Origin of the sequence: Streptomyces justiciae (assembly GCF_015163075.1) — a bacterium.
Lineage (GTDB): Bacteria > Actinomycetota > Actinomycetes > Streptomycetales > Streptomycetaceae > Streptomyces > Streptomyces justiciae.
In genome coordinates this window covers 782,001-803,018 of the sequence record NZ_JADDXU010000001.1, presented here as the reverse complement: position 1 = coordinate 803,018, position 21,018 = coordinate 782,001, and the positions used below count along the sequence as shown (strand labels likewise).

Here is a 21,018-nt window from a genome sequence, read left to right as displayed (position 1 = left end):
CATGACCGCTCTCGACACCATCCTCACCTGTCTCCTGGCCCTCTGGTTCACGCTGCTGAGCGCCGGAAAACTCATCGGGACGGCTCAGATGGCCGAGCGGGCAGCCCATCTGGGATTCACCGTCGGCGGCTACCGCGTCATCGGCGCGCTCGAACTCGCCGGTGTTCTCGGCCTCTTCGCCGGATGGGCGGTCACCGGTCTGGGGATCGCGGCGGCGGCCGGCTTCCTTCTCCTGCTCGCCGGCGCGGTCCTGGCGCACCTGCGCGCCGGAGACCGGCTGCCCGCGGCGGCACCGGCGATCGGCTCGGCCGTCCTCGTCGTGGCCTACCTGATCGCCCTCCTCCAGAAATGAGCCACGAGATGAGCCACGCGACGAATGAGCCGACACCTCCGACGGTCGAGCAGACCGCGGTGCTCGTGGTCGGGGCGGGCCCGGTCGGCCTGACCCTGGCCCTGGAGCTGGAGCAGCACGGGGTGCAGACCCTCCTGGTGGAGCGGAACGCCTCCACCACCCGGCATCCGAAGATGGACGTCACCAACGGCCGCAGCATGGAGCTCTACCGCCGCCTCGGCGTCGCCGACGACCTGCGCAAGGTCGCCATCCCCGGCGACCGCCGCACCAAGGTGACGTGGGCGACGAACGCGGCCGGCTGGGAACTGGCGTCGTTCGAATACCCCAGCGTCGACGACCTGCGGGCGAAGAACCGCGAGCGCAACGACGGCACAGGGCCCCTGGAGCCCTGGATGCGGGTCTCCCAGGTCATCCTCGAACCGGCGCTGCGGGACCTGCTGGAGGACCGCGCCAAGCACGTGAGCGTGCAGTACGGATGGGGCCTGGAACGCTACGAGGAGGACGCCGACGGCGTCACCGCCCACCTGGTCTCCGCCGACGGCACGGGCCGCCGCACCGTCCGCGCCCGCTACCTCGCCGGCTGCGACGGCGCCGGCAGCCGCACCCGCAGACAGCTGGGCATCGGCCTGGACGAGATCGACCTGCGCAAGCTGGTCGTCAAGGAGATCGGCCTGCCCCGCACGGTGGCGGCCCTCGCCCGCGCCTTCCGGGAGCGGGGCGAACGACCCGCGGACGGCCGCTTCTACCTGGTGCACTTCACCACCAAGGACCCCGCGGTCCTGAACCGGTTCGGCACCGTCTGGCACCTCCAGTCCCCGGACGGCTGGACGCTGATCTCGCAGAACGACGGCGACACCTTCACCCTCCACGCCCCGCTCGGCATGGGCACCGACGCCGACCGCATCGACCCACGAGAGTTCCTCTACGACCGCCTCGGTTGCCGCTTCGAGGCGGACGTGCTGGTCGCCAACGCCTGGACGCCGCGCCTGACCGTCGCCGACTCGTTCGGGCGTGGCCGGGTCTGGCTCGCGGGCGACGCCGTCCACCAGGTGACCCCGACCGGCGGCTACGGCATGAACACCGGCGTCGGCGACGCCATCGGCCTGGGCTGGGCCCTCGCCGCGGTACTCCAGGGCTGGGGCACCCCCGACCTCCTGGAGGCCTACGAACACGAGCGCCGAGCCGTGGCCCTGCGCAACCGGACGGCCGCCGCCCGGCACGCCCTCGTCCGGGCCGCCATCATGACCGCCAACCGGGCCGAACTGCACAGCGAACGCTGGCTCGGCGCCCGCACCCGCCAGCGCGTCGGCCGCGAGATCCTCGACCTCGGCAACCTGGAGAACGAGGCCCTCGGCATCGAACTCGGCTACCGCTACGACACCTCACCCGTCGTCTGCCCCGACACCGCACCCGGTGCCCGGGCACCGCGCCAGCCGATGGACGAGTACGTGCCCAGCACCTGGCCGGGCGCACGGCCGCCGAGCGTCCTGCTGGCCGACGGCAGCGCGCTGTTCGACCTCCTCCACCCGACCGGCTTCACCCTGCTGCGCTTCGCCGACCACGACGTCACCGCGCTCACCGACGCCGCCGCCGAGCGTGGCGTCCCCCTGGAGGTCGTCGACGTGCGAGACCCGCACGCCCACACCCTCTACGAACGGGACCTGGTCCTCGTACGACCGGACCAGCACGTCGCCTGGCGCGGAGACACCGCGCCCGCCGACCCGCTGCACGTCATCGACCGTATCCGGGGCGCCCGCCGCTGAGCGCGCGCCCGGCGAGCGGCAAGTGCCCGGACGGGCCCGGGCCTTGCCGTTCGCCAGTCCGTACAGGAGTAGACATGAGCCGACCTGTGAAGACCACCTCCTACATGTCCCCCGTCTGGCTGCGCGCGGATCTGCCGCGGGAGGCAGCCCTCGGGTACTGGTCCGGGCCGCACGCACAGATCGCCGGGCGCCTGCCCAACATGGCCGAGTACGTGCAACGGCACTTCTCGCCCACCGACCACGGCTACTGGCCGTCGTCCCCCACCGTGGGCACGGTGATCCCGCCGAGCTGGCGCTGCGACGGCGTGGCCGAGGTCCGGTTCGGGAGCACCGCCGCCGCGCTGGGCATGCCGATGCACATGCGGGAGGTCTACCTGGACGAACAGAACGTCTTCGAACGCGTCCTCGGACAGGTCACCGGTCCCGGCGGAGGCCGCTGGTGGACCGACGGACACGACGACGCCGTAGGCCATCGCACCGTTCTGATGCTGCGGCGGCGCCGAGGCGTGAGCGGCCGTACCTTCCGGCGATTCGTCCACGACCGTATCGGCCCGGCGCTCCACGAGGCCGGCGCGCAGGATCTGCGGACGTACACCTTCCTGCCCTGGTCGCGCTTCGTGCACCCCACGCTCGGCGTCTGTCACGACAACCCGACCTTCCGCCGCTATCACGCGAGCGTCGTCGTGGGAGCCGACAGCCGTGCCGCCATGGACGACCTGCTCAAGTCCGAGCAGGTCGCCGGCATTGTGGCCGAGCAGCGGACAGTGCTGACGGCCGTCCACGCCTACACCGTGGAGCGAAGCGTGCCGGTCATCCGCGTCGGTTCGGCGCTGGTTGCTGCTTAGAACGCAGTAGCGAGGAAGTCCAGAGTCTCATCACAGTCGCCGAGCACAGGGGCACATGACGCTATGAGTTCAGTGAGGGGCAAGGTCGCGGCACTCGGTGCGCGCGTGCATCAACAACTGCTGGACGTGAGCGACGCCGTCGCGTTCGAGACCTACGCGCACACGATTGCCGAGCACTTCGGTGTGGTCCACCAGATCTACAACAACGCTGGTATCGGTGCCGGGCGTGCCTTCCTCGACAGCGAGTTGCGCGACTACGAGCTGGTTCTCGGGGTCAACCTCTGGGGTGTGATCCACGGAACCAAGGCGTTCCTGCCCCACCTGATCGCCTCGGGCGACGGCCACGTCATCAACGTGTCCAGCCTCAAGGCCTGGAGCCCACCGCGGGAGACCGGGCCCGCGCGAAGGTCATCAACGACAAGGTGCTCAAGGTGGACCCTGCCAAGGCGGCCAGGATCATCGTCGATGGCATCGAAGCCAAGCGTCTGCGGATCCTCGTCGGCACCGACGCGAAGATCACCGACCTCCTCGTACGGCTGATGCCGCGCCGGTACACCAAGCTGGTGGTGGCCCTGAACCGCCATCTGCTCGCGACCAAGTCGGACTCGGCCACGCCTTCCTGACCGGCCTCTTCAGGCGCAGGCTCGCCGCCGGTCGGTCAGCGACGTCCGGAGTTCGCCGCTGCCATGCGCATGGCCGCCTCGTAGACCAGTTGCGCATGCAGTTCGAACATGGCCACCAGGTCGACGGCGTCGCCGCTGATCTCCCGCTGGACGAACAGCCCGTCGGCGCCGGCGACGGCATAGGTCGTGAGGGTGTGCACGGCGCCTTCGTCCAGGTCGGGAAGCAAGGTCCGGATGACTTCGGTGATCTTTTCGCTCGCGATGCCGCGGACCTGAAGGAACGCGGTCCGGCCCCGGGGCTCCGTGGGCCGCCGCTCCAGGGCGAGCATGAGGCCCAGGCGCAGGAAGTCCGGCGCGTCGACCAGCGACTTCGCCACGTTCGCGGCCATGGCCGTGACCCGCTCCAGGGGCGTACCCGTCTCTTCCCCCGGCAGTTCGACGGCCGCGAGCCAGGTCTCGAAGCTGCGCTCGATGACCGCGGCGATCAGGTCGTCCTTGTCCTTGAAATGCCAGTAGATCGAGCTGGCGGGCAGTCCGCACTTGGCGCTGACCGCCGCGATGGACGTGCCCTCGTACCCCCGCTCGCCCGCGATCTCCACGGCGGCATCCAGGATCCGCTGCCGCGACTCCACCCCGTTCGCACGCTTCTTGCGCGTTGTCTGCGGCCTGGTGGTCATGAAGGTGCCCTTCCTGTTGCTGTCGGCCCTTGACCGTATCTGCCCCTCAACTTACTGTAGCGGCCATTCCAACTGGAATGAACGATACAGCAAGAGCCGTCAGGGACGACGACAGTGAGGTGGCCTGGTGAGCGGTATCAGTGCCAAGGACAGAGCCGAGGGCAGCGAGAGCAGTACGTACGACGTGGCGGTGATCGGCTACGGGCCGACGGGCGTGACCGCGGCGAACCTGCTCGGGGCAATGGGCCTCCGGGTCGTCGTGCTGGAGCGCGACGCCGAAGTGTTCGCCCGTGCCCGGGCGATCTCCACGGACGAGGAGGTCGTACGGGTCTGGCAGCGCGTCGGCCTGGCCGAACGGCTGAAGCGGGACATGCTGGCCGAGCGGCCGCTGGACTTCGTGGACGCACGCGGCCGCGCCTTCATCAGCGCGCACCCCACCCCGCGCGGCCACGGCCATCCACCGCAGATGTTCATCTACCAGCCGGCGTTGGAGCAGGTACTGCGGGAGGGAGTCGGCCGCTACCCGAACGTGGAGGTGCTGCTGCGCCAGGAGTGCGTGCGGCTGCGCCAGGACGCCGACGGCGTCGAATTGACGGTGGTGGGTACCGCCGACGACACGGTACGACGACTGCGTGCCGCGTACGTCATCGCGGCCGACGGTGGCTCCAGCCTCACCCGCGCACAGCTGAACGTGGGCTACGAGGGACGGACGTACGAAGACCGTTGGGTGGTCATCGACACCAAGATGCTCAAGCCCTGGCCGGACCACGACCGGCTGCGCTTCCGCTGCGACCCGGCCCGCCCGGCAGTGGACTGCCCGACGCCCCTCGGCCACCACCGCTGGGAGTTCCCGATCCTGCCGGGTGACGACGAGACGTACCTGACCACCGACGAGGCGATCTACTCGATGGTGGCGCGGTACGGGATCGGCCGGGACCAGATCAAGATCCTTCGGGCGACTGTCTACAGCCACCACGTCCGCTTCGCCGCCCGCTTCCGGGTCGGCCGGGTCTTCCTCGCCGGGGACGCAGCCCACGCGATGCCGCCGTGGATCGGCCAGGGCATGGCCGCCGGCGTGCGCGACGTGGCCAACCTGTGCTGGAAACTGGATGCCGTGCTGCGCGGCGAGCTGCCGGAGAGCCTGCTGGACAGTTACGAGGCCGAACGCAAACCGCACGTCAAGGAGATCACCAGACGTGCGGTGTTCGTCGGGCGGATCATCACCGAACGACGCTCGGCCGTCACCCGGGTCCGCGACTCCGTGCTGCCCGTCGTGAACCGAGTCCCCCGCTTCAGCCAGTGGCTCCAGGACTCCAACTGGATCCCCATAGCCCACTACGCCGACGGCTTCCAGGCACGCCCCCGCACCAAGGCGACCGGGCAGCAGATACCGCAGCCCTGGGTGACCACCCCCGACGGCAGCCGGGCCCGCCTGGACGACGCCCTGGATAGCCGGTGGCTGCTCCTGCACGGAGGACTGCCCGCGCCCCAGCCCGCATGGGAGCACCTCGGCATTCCCTCGCTCAGGATCACTACCGCCGGCTCCCGCCCGGCCGGGGGCGCCCTCGTCGACGATGACGGTGTCCTGCTGCCCTGGATGGCCGAACGCCGCGTCACCACCCTCGTCCTGCGCCCGGACGGCTACGTCTACGCCGCCGCGCCCGCCGGTGCCGAACTCCCCCCGCCTCCGGCCGGATTCACCCCCTCACCGCGCAAGTCCGCCTCCCTCACCCGGTAAGGACCGTCATGACCACGCACACCGAACTGCCGTCGATGCGGGAGTCCCTGCTCGACGTCGCCGGCAAGAAGATCTTCGTTGCCGAGACCGGGGACGGTCCTCCCGTCCTGCTGCTGCACGGCGGCGGCCCCGGCGCCTCCGGCGTCTCCAACTACAGCCGCAACATCGCGGAGCTGGCCAAGGAACACCGGGTCATCGTCCCCGACCTGCCCGGCTACGGCCGCAGCTCCAAGGGCATCGACCCCGCCGACCCCTTCGGCAGCCTCGCCGCAGGCATCCGCGGCCTGCTCGACGAACTCGGTCTGGACAAGGCCCACCTGGTCGGCAACTCCTACGGCGGGGCCTGCGCTCTCCGGCTCGCCCTGGACACCCCCGACCGCGTCGACCGCATGGTCCTCATGGGCCCCGGCGGCATCGGGACCACCCGCGGGCTGCCCACGCCGGGCCTCAACTCGCTGCTCAACTACTACGGCGGGGACGGCCCTTCGCGGCTGAAGCTGGAGAAGTTCATCCGTCAGTACCTCGTCTTCAACGCCGCCGACGTCCCCGACAGCGTCATTGACGCCCGCTACCGCGACAGCATCGACCCCGAGGTCGTCGCGGCCCCGCCGCTGCGGCGGCCGAAGTCACTCAAGGCGCTGTGGAAGATGGACTTCACACGGGACGAACGGCTGTCCCGGCTGCCGGTGCCGACCCTGGTGCTGTGGGGCGCCGCCGACCGGGTCAACCGGCCCTCCGGCGGCCCGATGCTCGCCGACCGGCTGCCCAACTGCGACCTCTACCTGGTCGCCAACACCGGGCACTGGGTGCAGTGGGAGCGCGCGGACCTCTTCAACAGCCTCTGCGCCGACTTCCTGGCGGGCCGCCGATGAACACCGCTTCCGTGTTCGGGGCCGTCCACCTCGGCTACGTCGTCATCGAGTCCGACCGCTTCGCCGACTGGCGCCGCTTCGGCACCGACGCCATCGGCATGCACCACGACGACATCTCCCGTGACGTCATGCGCTTCCGCCTCGACGACCACGAGTGCCGCTTCCTGCTCCGGCGCGGCCCCGCCGAGGACGTCGTCGCCACCGGCTGGCACATCGACGACCACGCCTCCTTCGAGCGGATCGAGGCCCGCGTCCGCGCCCACGGCGTCCCCTGCGTCGAGGGCAGCGCCGAGGAGGCCGCCCTGCGCGGCGTCGAACGCCTCCTGCGCTTCCCCGGTCCCAAGGGCATCACCCAGGAGATCTACACCACCCCGGTCGTCTCCCCCGAGCCGCTGCGCATGCTCGCCTCCGGCTGGGTCACTGGCGACTCCGGCATGGGACACATCGCGATCACCTCCACCAAGCCGACGCAGCTGCGCGGCTACTTCGACACCGTCTTCGACGCCCGGCTCACCGACTACATCGACGAGGCCATCAGCGGCGTGCAGCTCAAGGTCCGCTTCCTGCGGGTCAACGAGCGCCACCATTCCATCGCGATCGCTGCCGTCCGCGGCCTGCCGATCGACCCGGTCCGCACCCGCGTCCAGCACCTCAACATCCAGGCCGCCTCACTCGACGACCTGGCCCGCAGCTACGACCGCGTGCACGAACTCGGCTTCGACATGGCCCTGTCGGTGGGTCAGCACACGAACGACAAGGAGCTGTCGTACTACGCCCGTACCCCGTCGGGCTTCGAGTGGGAGGTCGGCTGGAACCCCATCGTCGTCGACGAGGCCACCTGGCAGCCCAGCACCCATCAGGGCATCAGCATCTGGGGGCACACCCCGGTCGGTCAGACGATCATCGACAAGCTCGACCACTTCCGGCTCGGAGGTCTCTCCCTCGCCCGCCGCGAGGACACCGTGCCCTCACTCAGCGGCGCAGGCACCCCCGACGACTGACCGGCCCCACGCGAAGGGCCCGATGCGGCGATCCGCATCGGGCCCTTCATCTGCTGCCGGATCACGCCTCGGCGCGGGCGACCAGGTCCAGCGCGATGTCGGTGATCATGTCCTCCTGACCGCCGACCATGCCCCGACGGCCGACCTCGACGAGGATGCTGCGGGTGTCCAAACCGTAGCGGGCGGCGGCGGTCTCGGCGTGGCGGAGGAAGCTGGAGTACACGCCCGCGTAGCCGAGGCTGAGGGTCTCGCGGTCCACCCGTACCTCGCGGTCCTGCAGCGGTCGTACGAGATCGTCGGCGGCGTCCATGAGCGGGAACAGCTCGCACGCGTGCGCCCAGCCCATCAGGTCGGCGACCGCGACGAACGCCTCCAGGGGACAGTTGCCCGCACCGGCGCCCTGGCCGGCGAGGGAGGCGTCGACGCGTACGGCACCGCTCTCCACGGCGACCACGCTGTTCGCGACGCCGAGTCCGAGGTTGTGGTGGGCGTGGATGCCCAACTCCGTGGCCGGGTCGAGGACTTCGCGGTAGGCGCGGAAGCGGTCGCGGACACCGTCCATGGTGAGCCGACCGCCGGAGTCGGTGACGTAGACGCAGTGGGCGCCGTAGGACTCCATCAGCTTGGCCTGGCGGGCCAGTTCGGCCGGTTCGGCCATGTGGGACATCATCAGGAACCCGGCGACGTCCATGCCCAACTCCCGTGCCGCGGCGATGTGCTGGGCGGAGATGTCGGCCTCGGTGCAGTGCGTGGCGACGCGGACCGAGCGGATGCCGAGGCGGTGTGCCTGGCGGAGGTCGTGCAGGGTGCCGATGCCCGGCAGGAGGAGGGTCGTCGGTACGGCGTGGTAGGCCACGTCGGTGACGGCTTCGATCCACTCCCAGTCGGTGTGCGCGCCGATGCCGTAGTTGATGCTGGAACCGGCCAGTCCGTCGCCGTGGGCGATCTCGATGGCGGCCACGCCCGCCGCGTCCAGGGCGGCGGCGATGGTGCGGGCCTGTTCGACGGTGTAGCGGTGCCGGACGGCGTGCATGCCGTCCCGCAGGGTGACGTCCTGGATGTACAGAGCGGTCACTTGGCCGCCTCCCTGCTGTGGGCGGCCATGCGCTCAGCGGTGCGCAGCGCGGCCGAGGTCATGATGTCGAGGTTTCCGGCGTAGGCGGGCAAGTAGTGGGCGGCGCCCTCGACTTCGAGGAAGACGGAGACTTTCAGCAGCTCGCCGGGGCCCAGGCCGCTCAGCGGGTCGTCCGCCGCCACCTTCTCGTACTGCACCTTCTGCTTGAGGCGGTAGCCCGGCACGTACGCCTGCACGCGCGCGACCATCTCCTCGACCGACGCCGTGACGGCCTCCGTGGCGCAATCGGAGACCAGGCAGTGCACGGTGTCCCGCATGATCAGCGGGGGCTCGGCCGGGTTGAGCACGATGATCGCCTTGCCGCGCGCGGCCCCGCCGACCTGCTCGATGGCCGAGGACGTGGTCTCGGTGAACTCGTCGATGTTGGCCCGGGTGCCGGGGCCGGCGGAACGGGAGGCGATCGACGCGACGATCTCGCCGTAGTGCACGGGCGATACGGCGTTGACCGCGGCGACGATCGGGATGGTGGCCTGGCCCCCGCAGGTGACCATGTTGACGTTGGGGGCGTCGAGATGGGCGTCGCCGTTGACCGGCGGGACCACGTACGGGCCCAGGGCGGCCGGAGTGAGGTCGACCAGGGTGCGGCCGAGCGGGCGGAGCACCTCGTCGTGATGACGGTGGGCGCCGGCCGAGGTGGCGTCGAAGACGATGTCGATGTCGGCGAACTCGTCCAGTTTCACCAGGCCTTCGACACCCTCGTGGGTGGTGGCGACCTTGAGGCGGCGGGCGCGGGCCAGGCCGTCGGAGTCCGGATCGATACCGGCCAGGGCGACTGTCTCCAGGCTCTCCGAGAGCCGCAGGACCTTGATCATGAGGTCCGTGCCGATGTTGCCGGAGCCGATGATGGCGACCTTGGTGGTCATGACTGCGCCCCTTCCTGGCCGAACCCGACGTGGACAGAGCCCAGGCCGAAGACATGGGCGTCGAAGACGTCACCGGGGGCTGCGGGAGCCATCGGGCCCAGGGCTCCGGTCAGCACGAGGTCGCCCGCGCGGAGCGGGTCGCCCCGCTCCGCGAGCGCCTGGGCCAGCCAGACGGCCGCGTTGAGGGGGCTGCCGAGACAGTCGGCGCCGGTGCCCTGGGAGACGGTCTCGCCGTTGCGGGTCATGGTCATCGACACCGAGCGGAGATCGAGCCCGCTGAGCGGCACGGGGGTGCCGCCGAGGACGTACAGGCCGCAGGAGGCGTTGTCGGCGACGGTGTCGACGAGGGAGATGTCCCAGCCGGCGATCCGGCTGTCGACGATCTCCAGGGCGGGCAGAGCGAAGTCGACCGCGCGCAGCACGTCCACGACCGTGCACTCGCGGTGCGGCAGATCCTCGGCGAGGACGAGCGCGACCTCGGCCTCCACCTTCGGCTGGAGCAGCCGCCCGGCGGGCACCTCGCCGCCCTGCGGCACCGCCATGTCCGCGAACAACGCGCCGAAGTCGGGCTGGTCCACGCCCAGTTGCCGTTGCACGGCCGTGGAGGTCAGGCCGATCTTGCGGCCGACGATCCGGCGTCCGGCGTCCAGGGCGCGGCGGACGTTGACCTGCTGTACGGCGTAGGCGTTCTCGAGGTCGCCGTCGTCGAACAGGGTGCGCACCGGCGGGCAGGCGGCCCGGGTGACGGCGGCCTCCTCCAGCAGGTCGGCGGCCTTGAGCACGGCCGGGGAGGCGGCGTTCGGCATGGATTCCCTCCAGGGAGTGCGAGTACTGACACCGATATAGACAGCTCGCCGCGAACCAGCCAAGCTTTGTTCCGTGTCACGGAACATCGCGAGCGGCAGCATGCTGGAGAAGGTCGCAGTCATCCTGGAATGCTTCAGCCCGAGCGGCGGACCGTTCCGCCTGTCAGAACTTTCGGAGCGCACGGGGCTCGCCAAGCCGACCGTCCATCGGCTGGCGACGGACCTCGTCCGGCTGGGGTGGCTGGAGCGGTCCGGTGCCCAGTACCGGCTGGGCCCGAAATTGTTCGAGCTCGGCTCACTGGTCCCGCATCGGCTCGATCTGCGTGAGGCGGCCCTGCCGTTCCTCCAGGACCTGTTCGAGGCAACGCGGGAGACCGTTCACCTCGGGGTGCGCGACGGCATGGACGTCGTCTACCTCGAACGCATCCACGGCCACGAGGCCCTCCAGCTCCCCTCCCGAATCGGCGGCAGCCTCCCACTGAGCTGCACCGGCGTCGGCAAGGCCCTGCTCGCCTTCTCCGGTGCCGAGCTGACCGAGGAACTGCTCACACAGCCCCTGCCGAGCCTGACCCCGCACTCGATCACCGACCCGGCGCGGCTGCGTATGGCCCTGGAGAAGATCCAGGTCTCGGGGCTCGCGTACGAGGAACAGGAGGCGGCTTTGGGAGTGAGCTGTATCGCGGCACCAGTCTTCTCCGGCGGCAGCGCGGTGGCCGCCCTTTCGGTAGCCGTGCCGCGCTCCCGCTTCAGCCCCGCCCAGCTGGCACCGGCGGTGCGGACAGCGGCCCTGGGGCTGTCGCGGGTGCTGCGCGGGGGCATGTGAGACGTCATCCGGGTTGGACCAGCTTGAAGACGAGCCGGGCGGCGGCCCGTTGGGCGGTCTGCCGCAGGCCCGCCCTGGGCCGGGAAGGCGCGGCGGCCCCGCCCCCGAAGCGGGGGAAAAGCGCCTCGGCATTGGCACGGCTGATGGCCATGAGCGAACCCGGCACCAGCGGATGGCTGTCGAGCCCGTTCGCGAAGTACTGCCCCGCCGCCACAGGCGCGAACGGCCAGTCACTGCCGAACAGGACGTGCCCGGGCCGGGCGAAGGCCAGCAGTGTTGGCAGCGCGGCGGGGCTGGAGGACAGCGCTGTGTCGAAGTAGAAGTCGCGGAAGTCCTCCAGGACGTCCAGCGGACTGCGCCCGGTGTCACTGGCGATCGCGACGGCCATCCGGTGCGAGGAGTAGGGGACGAACCCGCCGGCGTGGCTGAGGATGAACCGGACGTTCGGGTAGCGGCGCGGGATGCCGTTGTGTACGAGCAGGTAGGCGGCGCGCGTGGTGTCCAGCAGGAAGTCGGCGGCGAACGGCGGGATGCCCTCGACCGGCGGGGCGGGCAGGTCGGCCGGGTGCACGAACACGACGGCCGCATGCTCGTCGAGCGCCTGCCACAGCGAGTCCTGCCCGTCGGCTCCCAGATAGGTGCCCCGGTTGTTGGCCAGCAGGGTGACCCCGTCGGCGCCCAGCTCGGTGAGCGCCCGCCGGGCCTCGGTCGCGGAGGCGGCCGCATCCGGCATGGGCAGGGTGGCGAACCAGCCGAACCGTCCCGAATGACCGGCGGAAAGGTCGGCGGAGAAGTCGTTGAGCCGCCGGGCCAGGTGGGCAGCCTCGGCCGGATCGTCGAGGAATCCGGTACCCGGCGTGGAAACGGAGACGATCGCCGACTCCGTTCCCAGCAGGTCCATCTGCTCCAGCGCCGACCCGGGGCTCCAGTCCGGCAGCGCCCGGCCACCGGCCTCGGCGATGCCCTGCTTGGCGAGGAGGTCCCGGTAGAAGGCGGGGACGAGGTGCTGGTGGACGTCGATGCGGCGTGGGGCGGCGGCCATGAGGTGACTTCCTTGTGGCTCTGATGCACGTTGACTGTAGCGGTCACTCCAATTGGAGTAAACGCTACAGCAGTGCTGGATCACAAGGGGCTCCACATGCGGGAAGGTCAGGCGCGAACCCGCTTCAGACCCGGGTTCTGCCGCACGAGCGCGGACAGCAGGAGGCGCTGGGGAGCCAGCCGCATCAGGCGGCTGACGATCCTCATGGGCAGCCCGGCAACGACCACACCACGGTCGCCGTCGAGCGCGTCGACGCCGATCCTCGCCACCTCACGGGACGGCATATAGAGGAACGACGGATAGCCGTCGCTGTCCAGGCCCGCGGCCTGGGCGAATTCAGTGTGCACCGGACCGGGACAGAGCACCGCGACCGTGACACCCGTGCCCGCCAGCTCCGCGCGCAGGCCCTCGCTGTACCGCTGCACGAACGCCTTCGTTCCCGCGTAGCCGGACTGCCCAGGCTGCGGAATGAAGCCGCTCACGGACCCGACGTTGAGGATCGCGCCGCGCCTGCGCGGCACCATCTGCTGGACTGCGCGGGTGGTGAGGTCGATGACCGCCTCGACGTTCACCCGCACCTGGGCGATCTCGGCCTCGACCGGGGAGTTGGCCACCGCGTCGATGGTCCCGATGCCGGCATTGTTGACCAGGATGTCCGCCGTGAGGCCTCGCTCGGCCACCGTATCGAAGAGCCGAGCGCGCTGCTCGGCGTCGGCCACGTCGCAGGCGATGACCTCGACCCGGACGCTATGGGAGAGCTCGGCGGCCAGGTCGCGCAGCCGGTCCTCGCGCCGGGCCACGAGGGTGACACCGTGGCCGCGTCGGGCCAGTTCGCGGGCGATGTCCGCACCGATGCCGGACGAGGCGCCGGTCACGATCGCGGTGCTGGTGGGGTTCGGCTTCGGCAGAGGCATACGTCGGCCCCTTCACAGTAGACCTTGATCGACAAGGTGTCGGGTGGACCAGGCGGTGTCGAGCGTGCGGAGTCCGGCGCGCAGGAAGGCGATCGCCTGGTCGAGGTCGGGTTCCTGCGCGTAATGGCAGACCTCGCTGATGACGGCGGCCGCCGCGGCGGCGGCCATACGGGGGCCGAAGTCGTCGGGGGCGTCGCCGCGTTCCTCGGCGAGGATGCAGTCGTGCAGCGCGCCCAGAGTCGTCTGCCCATCCGGCCATTCGAGCAGTGCGGTGGCCAGCCGGTCCGCGAGCGCGTCGAAGCGTAGGCCGCCTGGAGGATCGCTCCTCTGCGTCGCACCTTGGAACGCTCCCGCAGACCCTCGCTCATCATGAGTGTCACTTTACCGTCCATGGTTATTTTACAGTCAAGTGTAAAAATGCCATACGGTGTAGCGAGTGGAGCTTCGGACAGTTGCGGGAGAAAGCGAGCCCTGAAACGACCCCGGCCTGTCCACCCGGGGTTCCGGTCGAACCGGAGTCGCTACGGCGCCCACGCCCGCAGTGCCGAATCCACCACCGCGTCCACCGTGTCGTGACCGAGCCGGGCGCCCACGAGGAACCGTTGATAGACGAGCGGCCCGACGGTCGTCATGGCGAACGCCTCGGCCGTGACGTCGTCGCGCAGGCGCCCCCGGGCGACGGCAGCAGTGACGGCAGGGCGCAGTGAGTCGACGATCTGGGTCAGCAGAGTCCGACGGAGGTGCTGCATCCCGTCGTCGCGCTGTGCCCCGCCCAGTACGGCGGCGAGAACGGCCCCGGCCTGGGCGTCGTCGAGCCGCTCGCCGAGCTGGCGCAGGTAGTGGACCAGCTCGGCGCGCGGGTCGGCACCGGAGGCGGCCCGTACGTCCTCGGGCGCCGGTGACAGGGGCGGCATGCCGGCTTCCAGTGCCGCCAGCCGGAGACCGAGCAGGTCGGGCCAGTGGCGGTACACCGTGGCCCGGCCGACTCCGGCGCGGGCGGCCACGGCCTGGTGCGAGACGGCCTCCAGGCCGCCCTCGGTGAGCAGCGTGGTGGCCGCGGCAACCATGGCCTCGCGGCTGCGCACCTGGCGTGGATCGGCTCGCTCCTCCGGCATGCGGCACCCTTCGTGTGAGACAAGTTGCCTCACATGCTAGTCGCAGGATGTCTCGGTCCGGAGGCGTCGCGGGCCAGTCCCTCGGTTGCCTCGCGGGCGCGCCTGACCAGGGCGTACGAGCGGCTGGTCTGGCGCATGACCAGGGTCTGGAGGGCGAGTTGGAGTCCACGGTCGACATCGCCTCCGACCATGAGCCAGAAGTCGGCGGCGTGATCGGCGTACGCCTCGGGATGACGCGTCACCAGTTCCTCGTAGCGTTCCGCCGCTCGGTCCCGCCACAGCTGTGCCTCCTGGTGGCGGCCGGCCGCTCGCAGGGCGAGAGCGAGGTGTGCGGCGTACTCAGGATCGTCGCTCGTCTCCACCAGTGGGCGCAGGCGGGCGACAGCGGTCTCGGGAGCGCCCAGGAGGAGGTCGACCTCGGCGAGATGACCGGTTGCCGGGGCATAGCCCGGCACCCGGCGCCGGGCCACTGCGAACCAGGACCGGGCCGTGGGCAGGTCGCCTTCGCGCAGCCACATCACGCCGCGCCGGAAGTCGAGTTGGGCGAGCGGGAAGGGGGAGACGCCCCGGTAGACGGTGCGCGCCTCGTCGAACACGTGCTCCGCCTCGGCGGTCTCGCCCCGCTCTGCCTGGAGAACGGCCAGTGCCGACAGCATGGTGAAGTCGGTCTGGTGGGGCGCTGCGCTCCGCAGCAAGCCATGGGCTTCGGCGTGACAGCCGACCGCTTGAAGGATCGCCGCGCGTTCCGCGTCCAGGGTGGCCTGCCCCGCGCCGGCCCTGCCCGCCGCATCGAGGTCGACCATGGCCTCGGCGAAGCGGTGCAGGGTCGCCCGCGTGCGGGCCCGGGCCAGCAGAGCGGCACTGTCGTCGGGTGCGTTCCACACCATCTGTTCGGAGAGTTGTGCCGCCTGCTCGTAGTCGGCGATGCGGCCCAGGAGGTGTCCGCGCAGTGTCAGGAGGTCGACCAGGACCGCCTGTTGCGCGACGGCGCGGGGCGCGGCGGAGCCCGCCCGGCGTACGGGTGCCGCCACGCCGTCGATCTGGGCCGACAGATTCACCAGGGCCAGGGCGCCGTCGGTCGTGACCGGTTCCTGGTCCGCGCGCAGGGGTCGGCCCGTCATGCCGCTTCCTCCTCCGGCTCCGGCGGGGCGAGCAGCGCGGCCATCACCGCCGTAAGGTCCGGCGGGTTCGGGTTGGGGGCGACGAGATACGGGAACTCATGCGTGGCCGGCCGGGTGGCATGGTCGACGCCGTCGCTGATGCGGGGGCCGTCGACGCCATTGACCAGGAGCGTGTAGAGGGTGTCCACGATGTCGTCGTTGGGTGCCCTGCCGCCGCAGGTCGTGTGGGGGCGTCCGGCGAGCAGAGCGGTCTCGATCTCGAAGCAGCTGCCCTCGGAGAAGGGCTGGGAGATGTCGACGACGAGGAAGTCGGCCAGGAGCAGTTCCGTCAGAGGATGAGTCCCCTGATCGTCCGCCGGCCAGACGCGCTCGCCGTCGAGGCGGTCGAAGAACGCCAGGTTGGCATTGAACCGCGTCCGGTAGGCCCCGGCGTAGTCCGGTCGTACCGCGAAGGCGTCCCCCTCGTTGTAGAGGTCGCGGATCTCCAGGTCGCTGTTGACGGGGTCGTGGCTCTTGCTCGCCAGAACAACGTTCTTGATCTCAGGGCGGCCCATGCGCTCCAGCCGGACCGGGCGGCCGCCGGAAGTCACGGTCTCGCCGACGACGCCGAGCAGGGGCCCGCAGTCCAGGCCGAACACCACCTCGGGGTCCACCTCGACGACGATGCTCAGCACATTCATCCCTTCGAGGACGTTGTCCGCGCCGGGCCGGAAGGCGAGCTTCTGTGTGGCGTCGGCGGCCAGGACGCCCGCGAGGTCAATGAAGAAAGGGTCGAGTCGCGGTCCGGCGAAGATCCTCAGCCCTTCGGCCTCGGTGGGCGTCTCGTTGCCGACCTGAAAGAGGAACTGCTCGCCGCTCGGCGTCGTGCAGGTGCCTATCTGAACCGGCTCGTCGCTGCCGGGGATCTGGCCGGGCGCAGCGAAGGTGAAGTCGAGGCCGTACTCGGTGTCGCCGACGGTGAACGCGGCACGCTCGGCGGCCCGGGCGACCGGCCGGACCCGGAAGCGGTAGGTGATCGCGTCGGAGAACAACGCCGTGGGGGCCGCGGCCGGGAACACGTCGAGGACGAGCACCAGGCATCCCGGCCGGTCCGGGCTGGGGAACGCGAAGACGTCGGCGACGTCGGACGCGGGGTCGAAGAGGATGCGCGGTCCGGAGAAGTGATCCGCCATCGGGAACTCCCTCGAGTGATGGATGGGTCTTGGTGGGCCATCTGTGAGACACAGTGACTCACAGATGATTTGTGAGTCAATCTGTCTCACAGTGACGTGGGTCATGCGACCCCCCGCGAGTGGCGCATTGACAAGCCGGAGCGGTGAACTGATGATGTAATCAGTTATGCGGAGATGGTCAGAAAGTGGATCTCGTCCCGCTTGCGCGCCATCTCGCGAAGGCCTATTTGTGGCGGTACGTGAAGTATTGCCGTCCACCCCCAAGGAGAGGCGCCATGAGCGAGAAAGACCTGCACGCGAAGTTCCAGCAGTTCCCCGATGCCGTCCGCGAGAAGGTCGACACCGCACTGTCGGACGCGAAGATCGCGCTCAAGCTCAAGGCCGCCGAGGTGCTGGCCGACAAGGCGGAGATGGCCGAACACGCCGTCACCACTGCCGGCCGGATCGGCGCCAAGAGCGGCGAGGTGTCCGAGCTGACCACGATCCTGCCGCTGAAGCCGAACGGCGCCGCGCGGCTGCGGAAGTTCTTCAACCTGGTCGGCGGGAACCTGGCGGGCGCCGGTCAGGTCGGCACCCTGCACAACATGCGCTTCGTGTTCCTCGACAACGACACGAAGCTGCTGTTCGCGACCGCCTTCGACGGCGAGTGGGACCCCTACATCGACGACTTCGCCACCAAGATCCCTGAGTTCATGGACTATCTGTTCAGCAACGTCGAGGGCTGGCCCGGCATCACCTCGCCGGACGTGAAGGACTTCATCGTCAAGTACCAGATCCCGGCGGAGGCGTGGTTCGTCGCCCACCCCAACCTCACCGTCGCCGAAGGCCACCGGCTCAAGCGGCAGGAAGCCGCCGTGCAGCGTTTCCTGTCGGACCTGAACTGACGGCAGGCGCACCATGCCTTCCCCGCTGTTCCGGCGGCTGCGCCGCCCGCCCACTCTGGACCTTGACGACATCCAGGCGACCCTGCTGCGGGCCCGGCCCGAGCCCTACTTCGGCACCCACGCGATTCTGGAGATCACCGAACCGGCCGCGGGCAGGGAGCTGCTGCGCCGACTGGCGCCGAGGGTGACATCGGCGGCGCGCTGGGACGAACCGCAGCCGTCCTGGCTGGCCCTCGCCCTCAGCTACCAGGGTCTGGTCGCACTGGGGCTGCCCGAGACCTCACTGGCCTCCTTCCCGGCCAACTTCCGCGCCGGGATGGCCGCCCGCGCCGAGCGGCTGCGGGACACCGGCGTGAACGCCCCGGACCGCTGGGAGTTCCCCTTCGGCACGCCGCGGGTGCATGTCGCCGTCACGGTGTATGCCGCGAGCGAGGACGACTGGCGGGCCGAAGTCGCCTCCTACGAAAAGGAGTTGGGCGAGGTACCGGGCGTGCGGCTGCTGTCGCACCAGGACTTCGCGGCCGACGGGTTCAACGTCTTCGGCTACCGGGACGGTTTCAGCCAGCCCGTCGTCGAGGGCAGTGGCGCCGAACCGCTGCCCGGTGACGGACGGCCCATCAAGGCGGGCGAGTTCGTCCTCGGTTACCCGAGCGAGACGGGCGTCCCGCTGCCCGTGCCGGCTCCGGACGTCCTCGGCCGCAACGGCACGTACGTGGTCTTCCGCAAGTACCACTCCCATGTCGCGGCCTTCAACAAGTGGCTGCACGACAACGCCTCCACGGAAGCCGAGCGCGAATTGCTGGCCGCCAAGCTCGTCGGCCGCTGGCGCAGCGGCGCACCCCTCGCCCTGGCCCCGGAACGTGACACCCCCGCGATCGGTGAGGACCCTAACCGGATCAACGACTTCGACTACTCCGCCGACCCGCGCGGACTGCAAACCCCGCTCGGCTCCCACATCCGCCGGATGAACCCGCGCGACACCAAGCTGACCGTCCTCACCGACGTCAACATCCGCCGGATCATCCGGCGCGGCACCTCCTACGGCACCCCGCTGCCGCCGGACCGCCTCAAGGACGACGGCACACCGCGCGGCCTGGACTTCATCGCCCTCGGTGCCCGCGCCATCGACAACGTCGAGTTCCTCCAGAGCGAATGGGTCGGCTCCGGCAACTTCATGGGCCTGGGCAAGGAGAAGGACCCGATGATCTCGCTCCAGGACAAGGGCGCCTACTTCACCGTGCCGGGCACCCCGCCCCGCAGGGTGCAGAACATCCAGTCCTTCAACACCCTCCTCGGCGGCGAGTACTTCTTCATGCCGAGCCTGTCCGCCATCCGCTGGCTCGCCGCCGGCACCTGACCCCCCACCTCGCGCGGAGGCCCTCCCCATGACCTCGTACATCCGCTACAGCCCCGACCTCGAACAGCCCTTTCCGAACGAGGACGAACTCGTCCGCCAGGTCGTCGCGGCCATGGGCAAGGCCAACCAGCAGGTCGCCGACAAACACCGCCACGGCCTGCGCGACGCCCACGCCAAGAGCCACGGCGTCCTCGCCGGCGAGCTGCGCATCCAGCCCGACCTGCCCGCCCACCTCGCCCAGGGCCTCTTCGCCGAGCCGGCCACCTACCCGGTGATCGTCCGCTTCTCCTCCGCCCCCGGCGACCTGCGCTCCGACCAAGTACCTGTCCAGCGCGGCCTCGCGATGAAGGTGATCGGCGCCCCAGGCCCCCGCGCCCTCGACGACGGCTTCACCACCCAGGACTTCCTCCTCGTCAACCACCCCACCCTGCCCTTCGGCAACATCGCCGAATACGCCAAACTCCAGGACCTGCTGGAGAAACAGCCCCGCCAGAGCGACCAGCAACTCCAGCTCACCGGCGCGGCCGCCCGAGTGGCCGCCAAGGCCCTCACGCGCGTCGGACGTCCGCTTCCGCCCGCCGTCGAGACCCTGGCCGCCGCCAACGACCACATCCTCGGCGAGACCTTCCACTCCATGGCCGCGCTGCGCTACGGCGACCACGTCGCGAAGATGTCCGCCGCGCCCCGCTCGGCGAACGTCAAGGCCCTCACCGGCAGCCACGTCGACAAGAAGGCCGGCGAGTCGGCCCTGCGCGACCTCGTCATCGACTTCTTCGCCCACCACAGCGCCGAGTACGACCTCCGCGCCCAGCTGTGCACGGACATCGACCGGATGCCGGTGGAGGACGCCTCGGTCCTGTGGCCCGAGGAGCTGTCACCGCACCGGACCGTGGCCGTGCTGCACCTGCCCGCCCAGGACGCCTACAGCGACGCCCGCCGCCGCTACGCCGACGACGTCCTCTCCTTCAGCCCCTGGCACGCGCTGGAGGCCCACCGCCCGCTGGGCTCGATCATGCGCTCGCGCCGTGCCGCGTACCCCGCCTCCAGCGACTTCCGGCACCGCTTCAACGGCATCGAGCCGCAGGAGCCGTCCGACATCAAGGAGCTGCCCGCCTGACCAGGCCCCGACCGACCCCGGATGCGGCCGGGGTCGGTAGGGACTCGCGTGCCAGAATGAAGAAGTCCGTTCTCCGTTCCGGCTTCTTCGAGGTTCTGCTGTGTCCCAGCCTGTCGGCCGTGTGCCCCAGCGACGCAACGCACGGTCCAACCGGGCACGCATCCTGGCCACCGCGCGTCAGGAGCTGGGGCGGAATCCCGACACCACCCTGGAGGAGCTCGCCCGCGCCGCCGGTGTCGTACGGCGCACGCTGTTCGGGCACTTTCCCGGGCGGGCGGCGCTGCTTGACGCGCTGGCCGAGGAAGCCGCTGAGGCGCTCCAGGCCGCTGTGGCGGTCGGAGCGGGCGCGACGGAACCGGCCGATCAGGCGCTCGCCCACTTCTCGTTGTCGCTCTGGCCCGTGAGCGACCGCTACCGGATGCTCCTGGCGCTGGCCCGGCGCGACCTCGGCATGGACAGGGTCTCCGGGATCCTGGAGCCCGCCCGGGTCCGAGTCACGGCCATCGTGGAGCAGGGACAGCGGGACGGCGTCTTCCACTCCCACCTGCCGGCCCCGGTGCTGAGCGCCGGTCTCGAGGCGATGACGGTCGCCCTGCTCGAAGAGGTCAATACCGGGGCGCTGGAGGACGACGGCACCCGGGTGGCGGTCACCACGCTCATCGCGGCCGGGGTGCCTGAGAAGCGGGCGCGGATCGTCGTCGACGAGGTGGCCGCCGCCGAGGCCTGAGTTCGCCCCACGCAGTTCGACGTGCCCCCGGTGCGAAGCGCCGGGGGTCTTTTCGTGTCTGCCCAGCTTCT

At 70.3% G+C, this 21,018-nt stretch carries 22 protein-coding genes and 1 pseudogene; 14 read left to right on the top strand and 9 right to left on the bottom strand.

From position 1 onward, the window contains the following. Nucleotide 1: 1 nt before the first annotated feature. The 5 genes and pseudogenes from IQ210_RS03540 (at nt 2) to IQ210_RS47850 (ending at nt 3,583) form a co-directional block, all read left to right on the top strand. Nucleotides 2-352: a DoxX family protein gene (locus IQ210_RS03540; protein ID WP_194076773.1), complete on the top strand. Its 351-nt coding sequence runs from the start codon at nt 2-4 to the stop codon at nt 350-352. An 8-nt stretch (nt 353-360) separates the two neighbouring features. After that, on the top strand, nt 361-2,115 hold the full coding sequence (locus IQ210_RS03535; protein WP_194076771.1) for an FAD-dependent monooxygenase: 1,755 nt from the start codon (nt 361-363) through the stop codon (nt 2,113-2,115). Between the two features lie 74 nt (nt 2,116-2,189). Further along, the gene (locus IQ210_RS03530) at nt 2,190-2,960 is read left to right on the top strand and encodes a hypothetical protein (protein WP_194076769.1); all 771 of its coding nucleotides are present in this window, start codon (nt 2,190-2,192) and stop codon (nt 2,958-2,960) included. A gap of 63 nt (nt 2,961-3,023) precedes the next feature. Then, nucleotides 3,024-3,272 (top strand): annotated as a pseudogene (locus IQ210_RS48430) (SDR family NAD(P)-dependent oxidoreductase); the annotation flags it as partial. Between the two features lie 119 nt (nt 3,273-3,391). Then, a complete protein-coding gene (locus tag IQ210_RS47850; RefSeq protein ID WP_265584681.1) occupies nt 3,392-3,583 on the top strand; it encodes a hypothetical protein in 192 nt (63 codons plus the stop codon). A 35-nt stretch (nt 3,584-3,618) separates the two neighbouring features. Here IQ210_RS47850 and IQ210_RS03520 read toward each other — a convergent pair whose 3' ends face one another. Beyond that, a complete protein-coding gene (locus tag IQ210_RS03520) occupies nt 3,619-4,260 on the bottom strand; it encodes a TetR/AcrR family transcriptional regulator (RefSeq protein WP_194076766.1) in 642 nt (213 codons plus the stop codon). A gap of 127 nt (nt 4,261-4,387) precedes the next feature. On the opposite strand from IQ210_RS03520, the gene IQ210_RS03515 reads away from it, so the two are divergent. From IQ210_RS03515 to IQ210_RS03505, 3 genes are read left to right on the top strand one after another with little or no spacing between them, the layout of a single operon-like run. Continuing rightward, on the top strand, nt 4,388-5,998 hold the full coding sequence (locus IQ210_RS03515) for a bifunctional 3-(3-hydroxy-phenyl)propionate/3-hydroxycinnamic acid hydroxylase (RefSeq protein WP_322656306.1): 1,611 nt from the start codon (nt 4,388-4,390) through the stop codon (nt 5,996-5,998). 8 nt (nt 5,999-6,006) lie between these two features. Then, on the top strand, nt 6,007-6,870 hold the full coding sequence (locus IQ210_RS03510) for an alpha/beta fold hydrolase (protein WP_194076764.1): 864 nt from the start codon (nt 6,007-6,009) through the stop codon (nt 6,868-6,870). Beyond that, nucleotides 6,867-7,871: a VOC family protein gene (locus tag IQ210_RS03505; protein WP_194076762.1), complete on the top strand. Its 1,005-nt coding sequence runs from the start codon at nt 6,867-6,869 to the stop codon at nt 7,869-7,871. Before IQ210_RS03510 ends, IQ210_RS03505 begins: the two co-directional genes overlap by 4 nt. A 61-nt stretch (nt 7,872-7,932) precedes the next feature. Here IQ210_RS03505 and dmpG read toward each other — a convergent pair whose 3' ends face one another. The 3 genes from dmpG to mhpD are packed head-to-tail and all read right to left on the bottom strand — an operon-like array spanning nt 7,933 to nt 10,675. Then, nucleotides 7,933-8,946, bottom strand: coding sequence for a 4-hydroxy-2-oxovalerate aldolase (gene dmpG, locus IQ210_RS03500; RefSeq protein WP_194076760.1), 1,014 nt, complete (start codon nt 8,944-8,946; stop codon nt 7,933-7,935). Continuing rightward, nucleotides 8,943-9,869 (bottom strand): acetaldehyde dehydrogenase (acetylating), encoded by a 927-nt coding sequence (locus IQ210_RS03495; protein WP_194076758.1) that lies wholly within the window; start codon nt 9,867-9,869, stop codon nt 8,943-8,945. The genes dmpG and IQ210_RS03495 overlap by 4 nt, the downstream gene beginning before the upstream one ends. Next, a complete protein-coding gene (mhpD, locus tag IQ210_RS03490; protein WP_194076756.1) occupies nt 9,866-10,675 on the bottom strand; it encodes a 2-keto-4-pentenoate hydratase in 810 nt (269 codons plus the stop codon). The genes IQ210_RS03495 and mhpD overlap by 4 nt, the downstream gene beginning before the upstream one ends. 100 nt (nt 10,676-10,775) lie before the next feature. On the opposite strand from mhpD, the gene IQ210_RS03485 reads away from it, so the two are divergent. Next, nucleotides 10,776-11,498, top strand: a complete 723-nt coding sequence (locus IQ210_RS03485; protein ID WP_194077100.1) for an IclR family transcriptional regulator — start codon at nt 10,776-10,778, stop codon at nt 11,496-11,498. Nucleotides 11,499-11,502: 4 nt separating this feature from the next. Here the strand turns inward: IQ210_RS03485 and IQ210_RS03480 are convergent, their stop codons facing one another. Continuing rightward, nucleotides 11,503-12,540, bottom strand: coding sequence for an amidohydrolase family protein (locus IQ210_RS03480; protein ID WP_194076754.1), 1,038 nt, complete (start codon nt 12,538-12,540; stop codon nt 11,503-11,505). Nucleotides 12,541-12,647: 107 nt separating this feature from the next. Next, nucleotides 12,648-13,454, bottom strand: coding sequence for an SDR family NAD(P)-dependent oxidoreductase (locus IQ210_RS03475; RefSeq protein WP_194076752.1), 807 nt, complete (start codon nt 13,452-13,454; stop codon nt 12,648-12,650). Between the two features lie 24 nt (nt 13,455-13,478). Here IQ210_RS03475 and IQ210_RS03470 point away from each other — a divergent pair, with 24 nt between their 5' ends. Then, nucleotides 13,479-13,760 (top strand): hypothetical protein, encoded by a 282-nt coding sequence (locus tag IQ210_RS03470; RefSeq protein WP_194076750.1) that lies wholly within the window; start codon nt 13,479-13,481, stop codon nt 13,758-13,760. A gap of 215 nt (nt 13,761-13,975) precedes the next feature. Here the strand turns inward: IQ210_RS03470 and IQ210_RS03465 are convergent, their stop codons facing one another. From IQ210_RS03465 to IQ210_RS03455, 3 genes are read right to left on the bottom strand one after another with little or no spacing between them, the layout of a single operon-like run. Next, the gene (locus IQ210_RS03465) at nt 13,976-14,569 is read right to left on the bottom strand and encodes a TetR/AcrR family transcriptional regulator (protein WP_194076748.1); all 594 of its coding nucleotides are present in this window, start codon (nt 14,567-14,569) and stop codon (nt 13,976-13,978) included. Nucleotides 14,570-14,598: 29 nt separating this feature from the next. After that, nucleotides 14,599-15,690 carry a tetratricopeptide repeat protein gene (locus IQ210_RS03460; RefSeq protein ID WP_194076746.1) on the bottom strand — a complete coding sequence of 364 codons (1,092 nt, stop codon included), beginning with the start codon at nt 15,688-15,690 and terminating at the stop codon, nt 14,599-14,601. Beyond that, a complete protein-coding gene (locus IQ210_RS03455) occupies nt 15,687-16,862 on the bottom strand; it encodes a DUF4331 family protein (RefSeq protein WP_194076744.1) in 1,176 nt (391 codons plus the stop codon). Before IQ210_RS03455 ends, IQ210_RS03460 begins: the two co-directional genes overlap by 4 nt. A gap of 275 nt (nt 16,863-17,137) precedes the next feature. Between IQ210_RS03455 and IQ210_RS03450 the strand changes: the two genes are divergently transcribed. The 4 genes from IQ210_RS03450 (at nt 17,138) to IQ210_RS03435 (ending at nt 20,947) form a co-directional block, all read left to right on the top strand. Next, nucleotides 17,138-17,746 (top strand): hypothetical protein, encoded by a 609-nt coding sequence (locus IQ210_RS03450; protein ID WP_194076742.1) that lies wholly within the window; start codon nt 17,138-17,140, stop codon nt 17,744-17,746. 13 nt (nt 17,747-17,759) lie between these two features. Then, nucleotides 17,760-19,103 carry a Dyp-type peroxidase gene (locus IQ210_RS03445; protein WP_194076740.1) on the top strand — a complete coding sequence of 448 codons (1,344 nt, stop codon included), beginning with the start codon at nt 17,760-17,762 and terminating at the stop codon, nt 19,101-19,103. Between the two features lie 28 nt (nt 19,104-19,131). Continuing rightward, nucleotides 19,132-20,220, top strand: coding sequence for a catalase family protein (locus IQ210_RS03440; RefSeq protein ID WP_194076737.1), 1,089 nt, complete (start codon nt 19,132-19,134; stop codon nt 20,218-20,220). A gap of 100 nt (nt 20,221-20,320) precedes the next feature. After that, nucleotides 20,321-20,947 (top strand): helix-turn-helix domain-containing protein, encoded by a 627-nt coding sequence (locus IQ210_RS03435; RefSeq protein ID WP_194076735.1) that lies wholly within the window; start codon nt 20,321-20,323, stop codon nt 20,945-20,947. Nucleotides 20,948-21,018 lie beyond the last annotated feature (71 nt).

What these genes read in the sequence shown, in the direction of transcription:
- IQ210_RS03485 (WP_194077100.1), top strand. Translation starts at nt 10,776, where the DNA reads ATGCTGGAGAAGGTCGCAGTCATCCTGGAATGCTTCAGCCCGAGCGGC.
- IQ210_RS03465 (WP_194076748.1), bottom strand. Translation starts at nt 14,569, where the DNA reads ATGCCGGAGGAGCGAGCCGATCCACGCCAGGTGCGCAGCCGCGAGGCC.
- IQ210_RS03440 (WP_194076737.1), top strand. Translation starts at nt 19,132, where the DNA reads ATGACCTCGTACATCCGCTACAGCCCCGACCTCGAACAGCCCTTTCCG.
- IQ210_RS03520 (WP_194076766.1), bottom strand. Translation starts at nt 4,260, where the DNA reads ATGACCACCAGGCCGCAGACAACGCGCAAGAAGCGTGCGAACGGGGTG.
- IQ210_RS03475 (WP_194076752.1), bottom strand. Translation starts at nt 13,454, where the DNA reads ATGCCTCTGCCGAAGCCGAACCCCACCAGCACCGCGATCGTGACCGGC.
- IQ210_RS03460 (WP_194076746.1), bottom strand. Translation starts at nt 15,690, where the DNA reads ATGACGGGCCGACCCCTGCGCGCGGACCAGGAACCGGTCACGACCGAC.
- mhpD (WP_194076756.1), bottom strand. Translation starts at nt 10,675, where the DNA reads ATGCCGAACGCCGCCTCCCCGGCCGTGCTCAAGGCCGCCGACCTGCTG.
- IQ210_RS03480 (WP_194076754.1), bottom strand. Translation starts at nt 12,540, where the DNA reads ATGGCCGCCGCCCCACGCCGCATCGACGTCCACCAGCACCTCGTCCCC.
- IQ210_RS03540 (WP_194076773.1), top strand. Translation starts at nt 2, where the DNA reads ATGACCGCTCTCGACACCATCCTCACCTGTCTCCTGGCCCTCTGGTTC.
- IQ210_RS03450 (WP_194076742.1), top strand. Translation starts at nt 17,138, where the DNA reads ATGAGCGAGAAAGACCTGCACGCGAAGTTCCAGCAGTTCCCCGATGCC.
- IQ210_RS03505 (WP_194076762.1), top strand. Translation starts at nt 6,867, where the DNA reads ATGAACACCGCTTCCGTGTTCGGGGCCGTCCACCTCGGCTACGTCGTC.
- IQ210_RS03455 (WP_194076744.1), bottom strand. Translation starts at nt 16,862, where the DNA reads ATGGCGGATCACTTCTCCGGACCGCGCATCCTCTTCGACCCCGCGTCC.
- IQ210_RS03445 (WP_194076740.1), top strand. Translation starts at nt 17,760, where the DNA reads ATGCCTTCCCCGCTGTTCCGGCGGCTGCGCCGCCCGCCCACTCTGGAC.
- IQ210_RS03535 (WP_194076771.1), top strand. Translation starts at nt 361, where the DNA reads ATGAGCCACGCGACGAATGAGCCGACACCTCCGACGGTCGAGCAGACC.
- IQ210_RS03530 (WP_194076769.1), top strand. Translation starts at nt 2,190, where the DNA reads ATGAGCCGACCTGTGAAGACCACCTCCTACATGTCCCCCGTCTGGCTG.
- IQ210_RS03495 (WP_194076758.1), bottom strand. Translation starts at nt 9,869, where the DNA reads ATGACCACCAAGGTCGCCATCATCGGCTCCGGCAACATCGGCACGGAC.
- IQ210_RS03510 (WP_194076764.1), top strand. Translation starts at nt 6,007, where the DNA reads ATGACCACGCACACCGAACTGCCGTCGATGCGGGAGTCCCTGCTCGAC.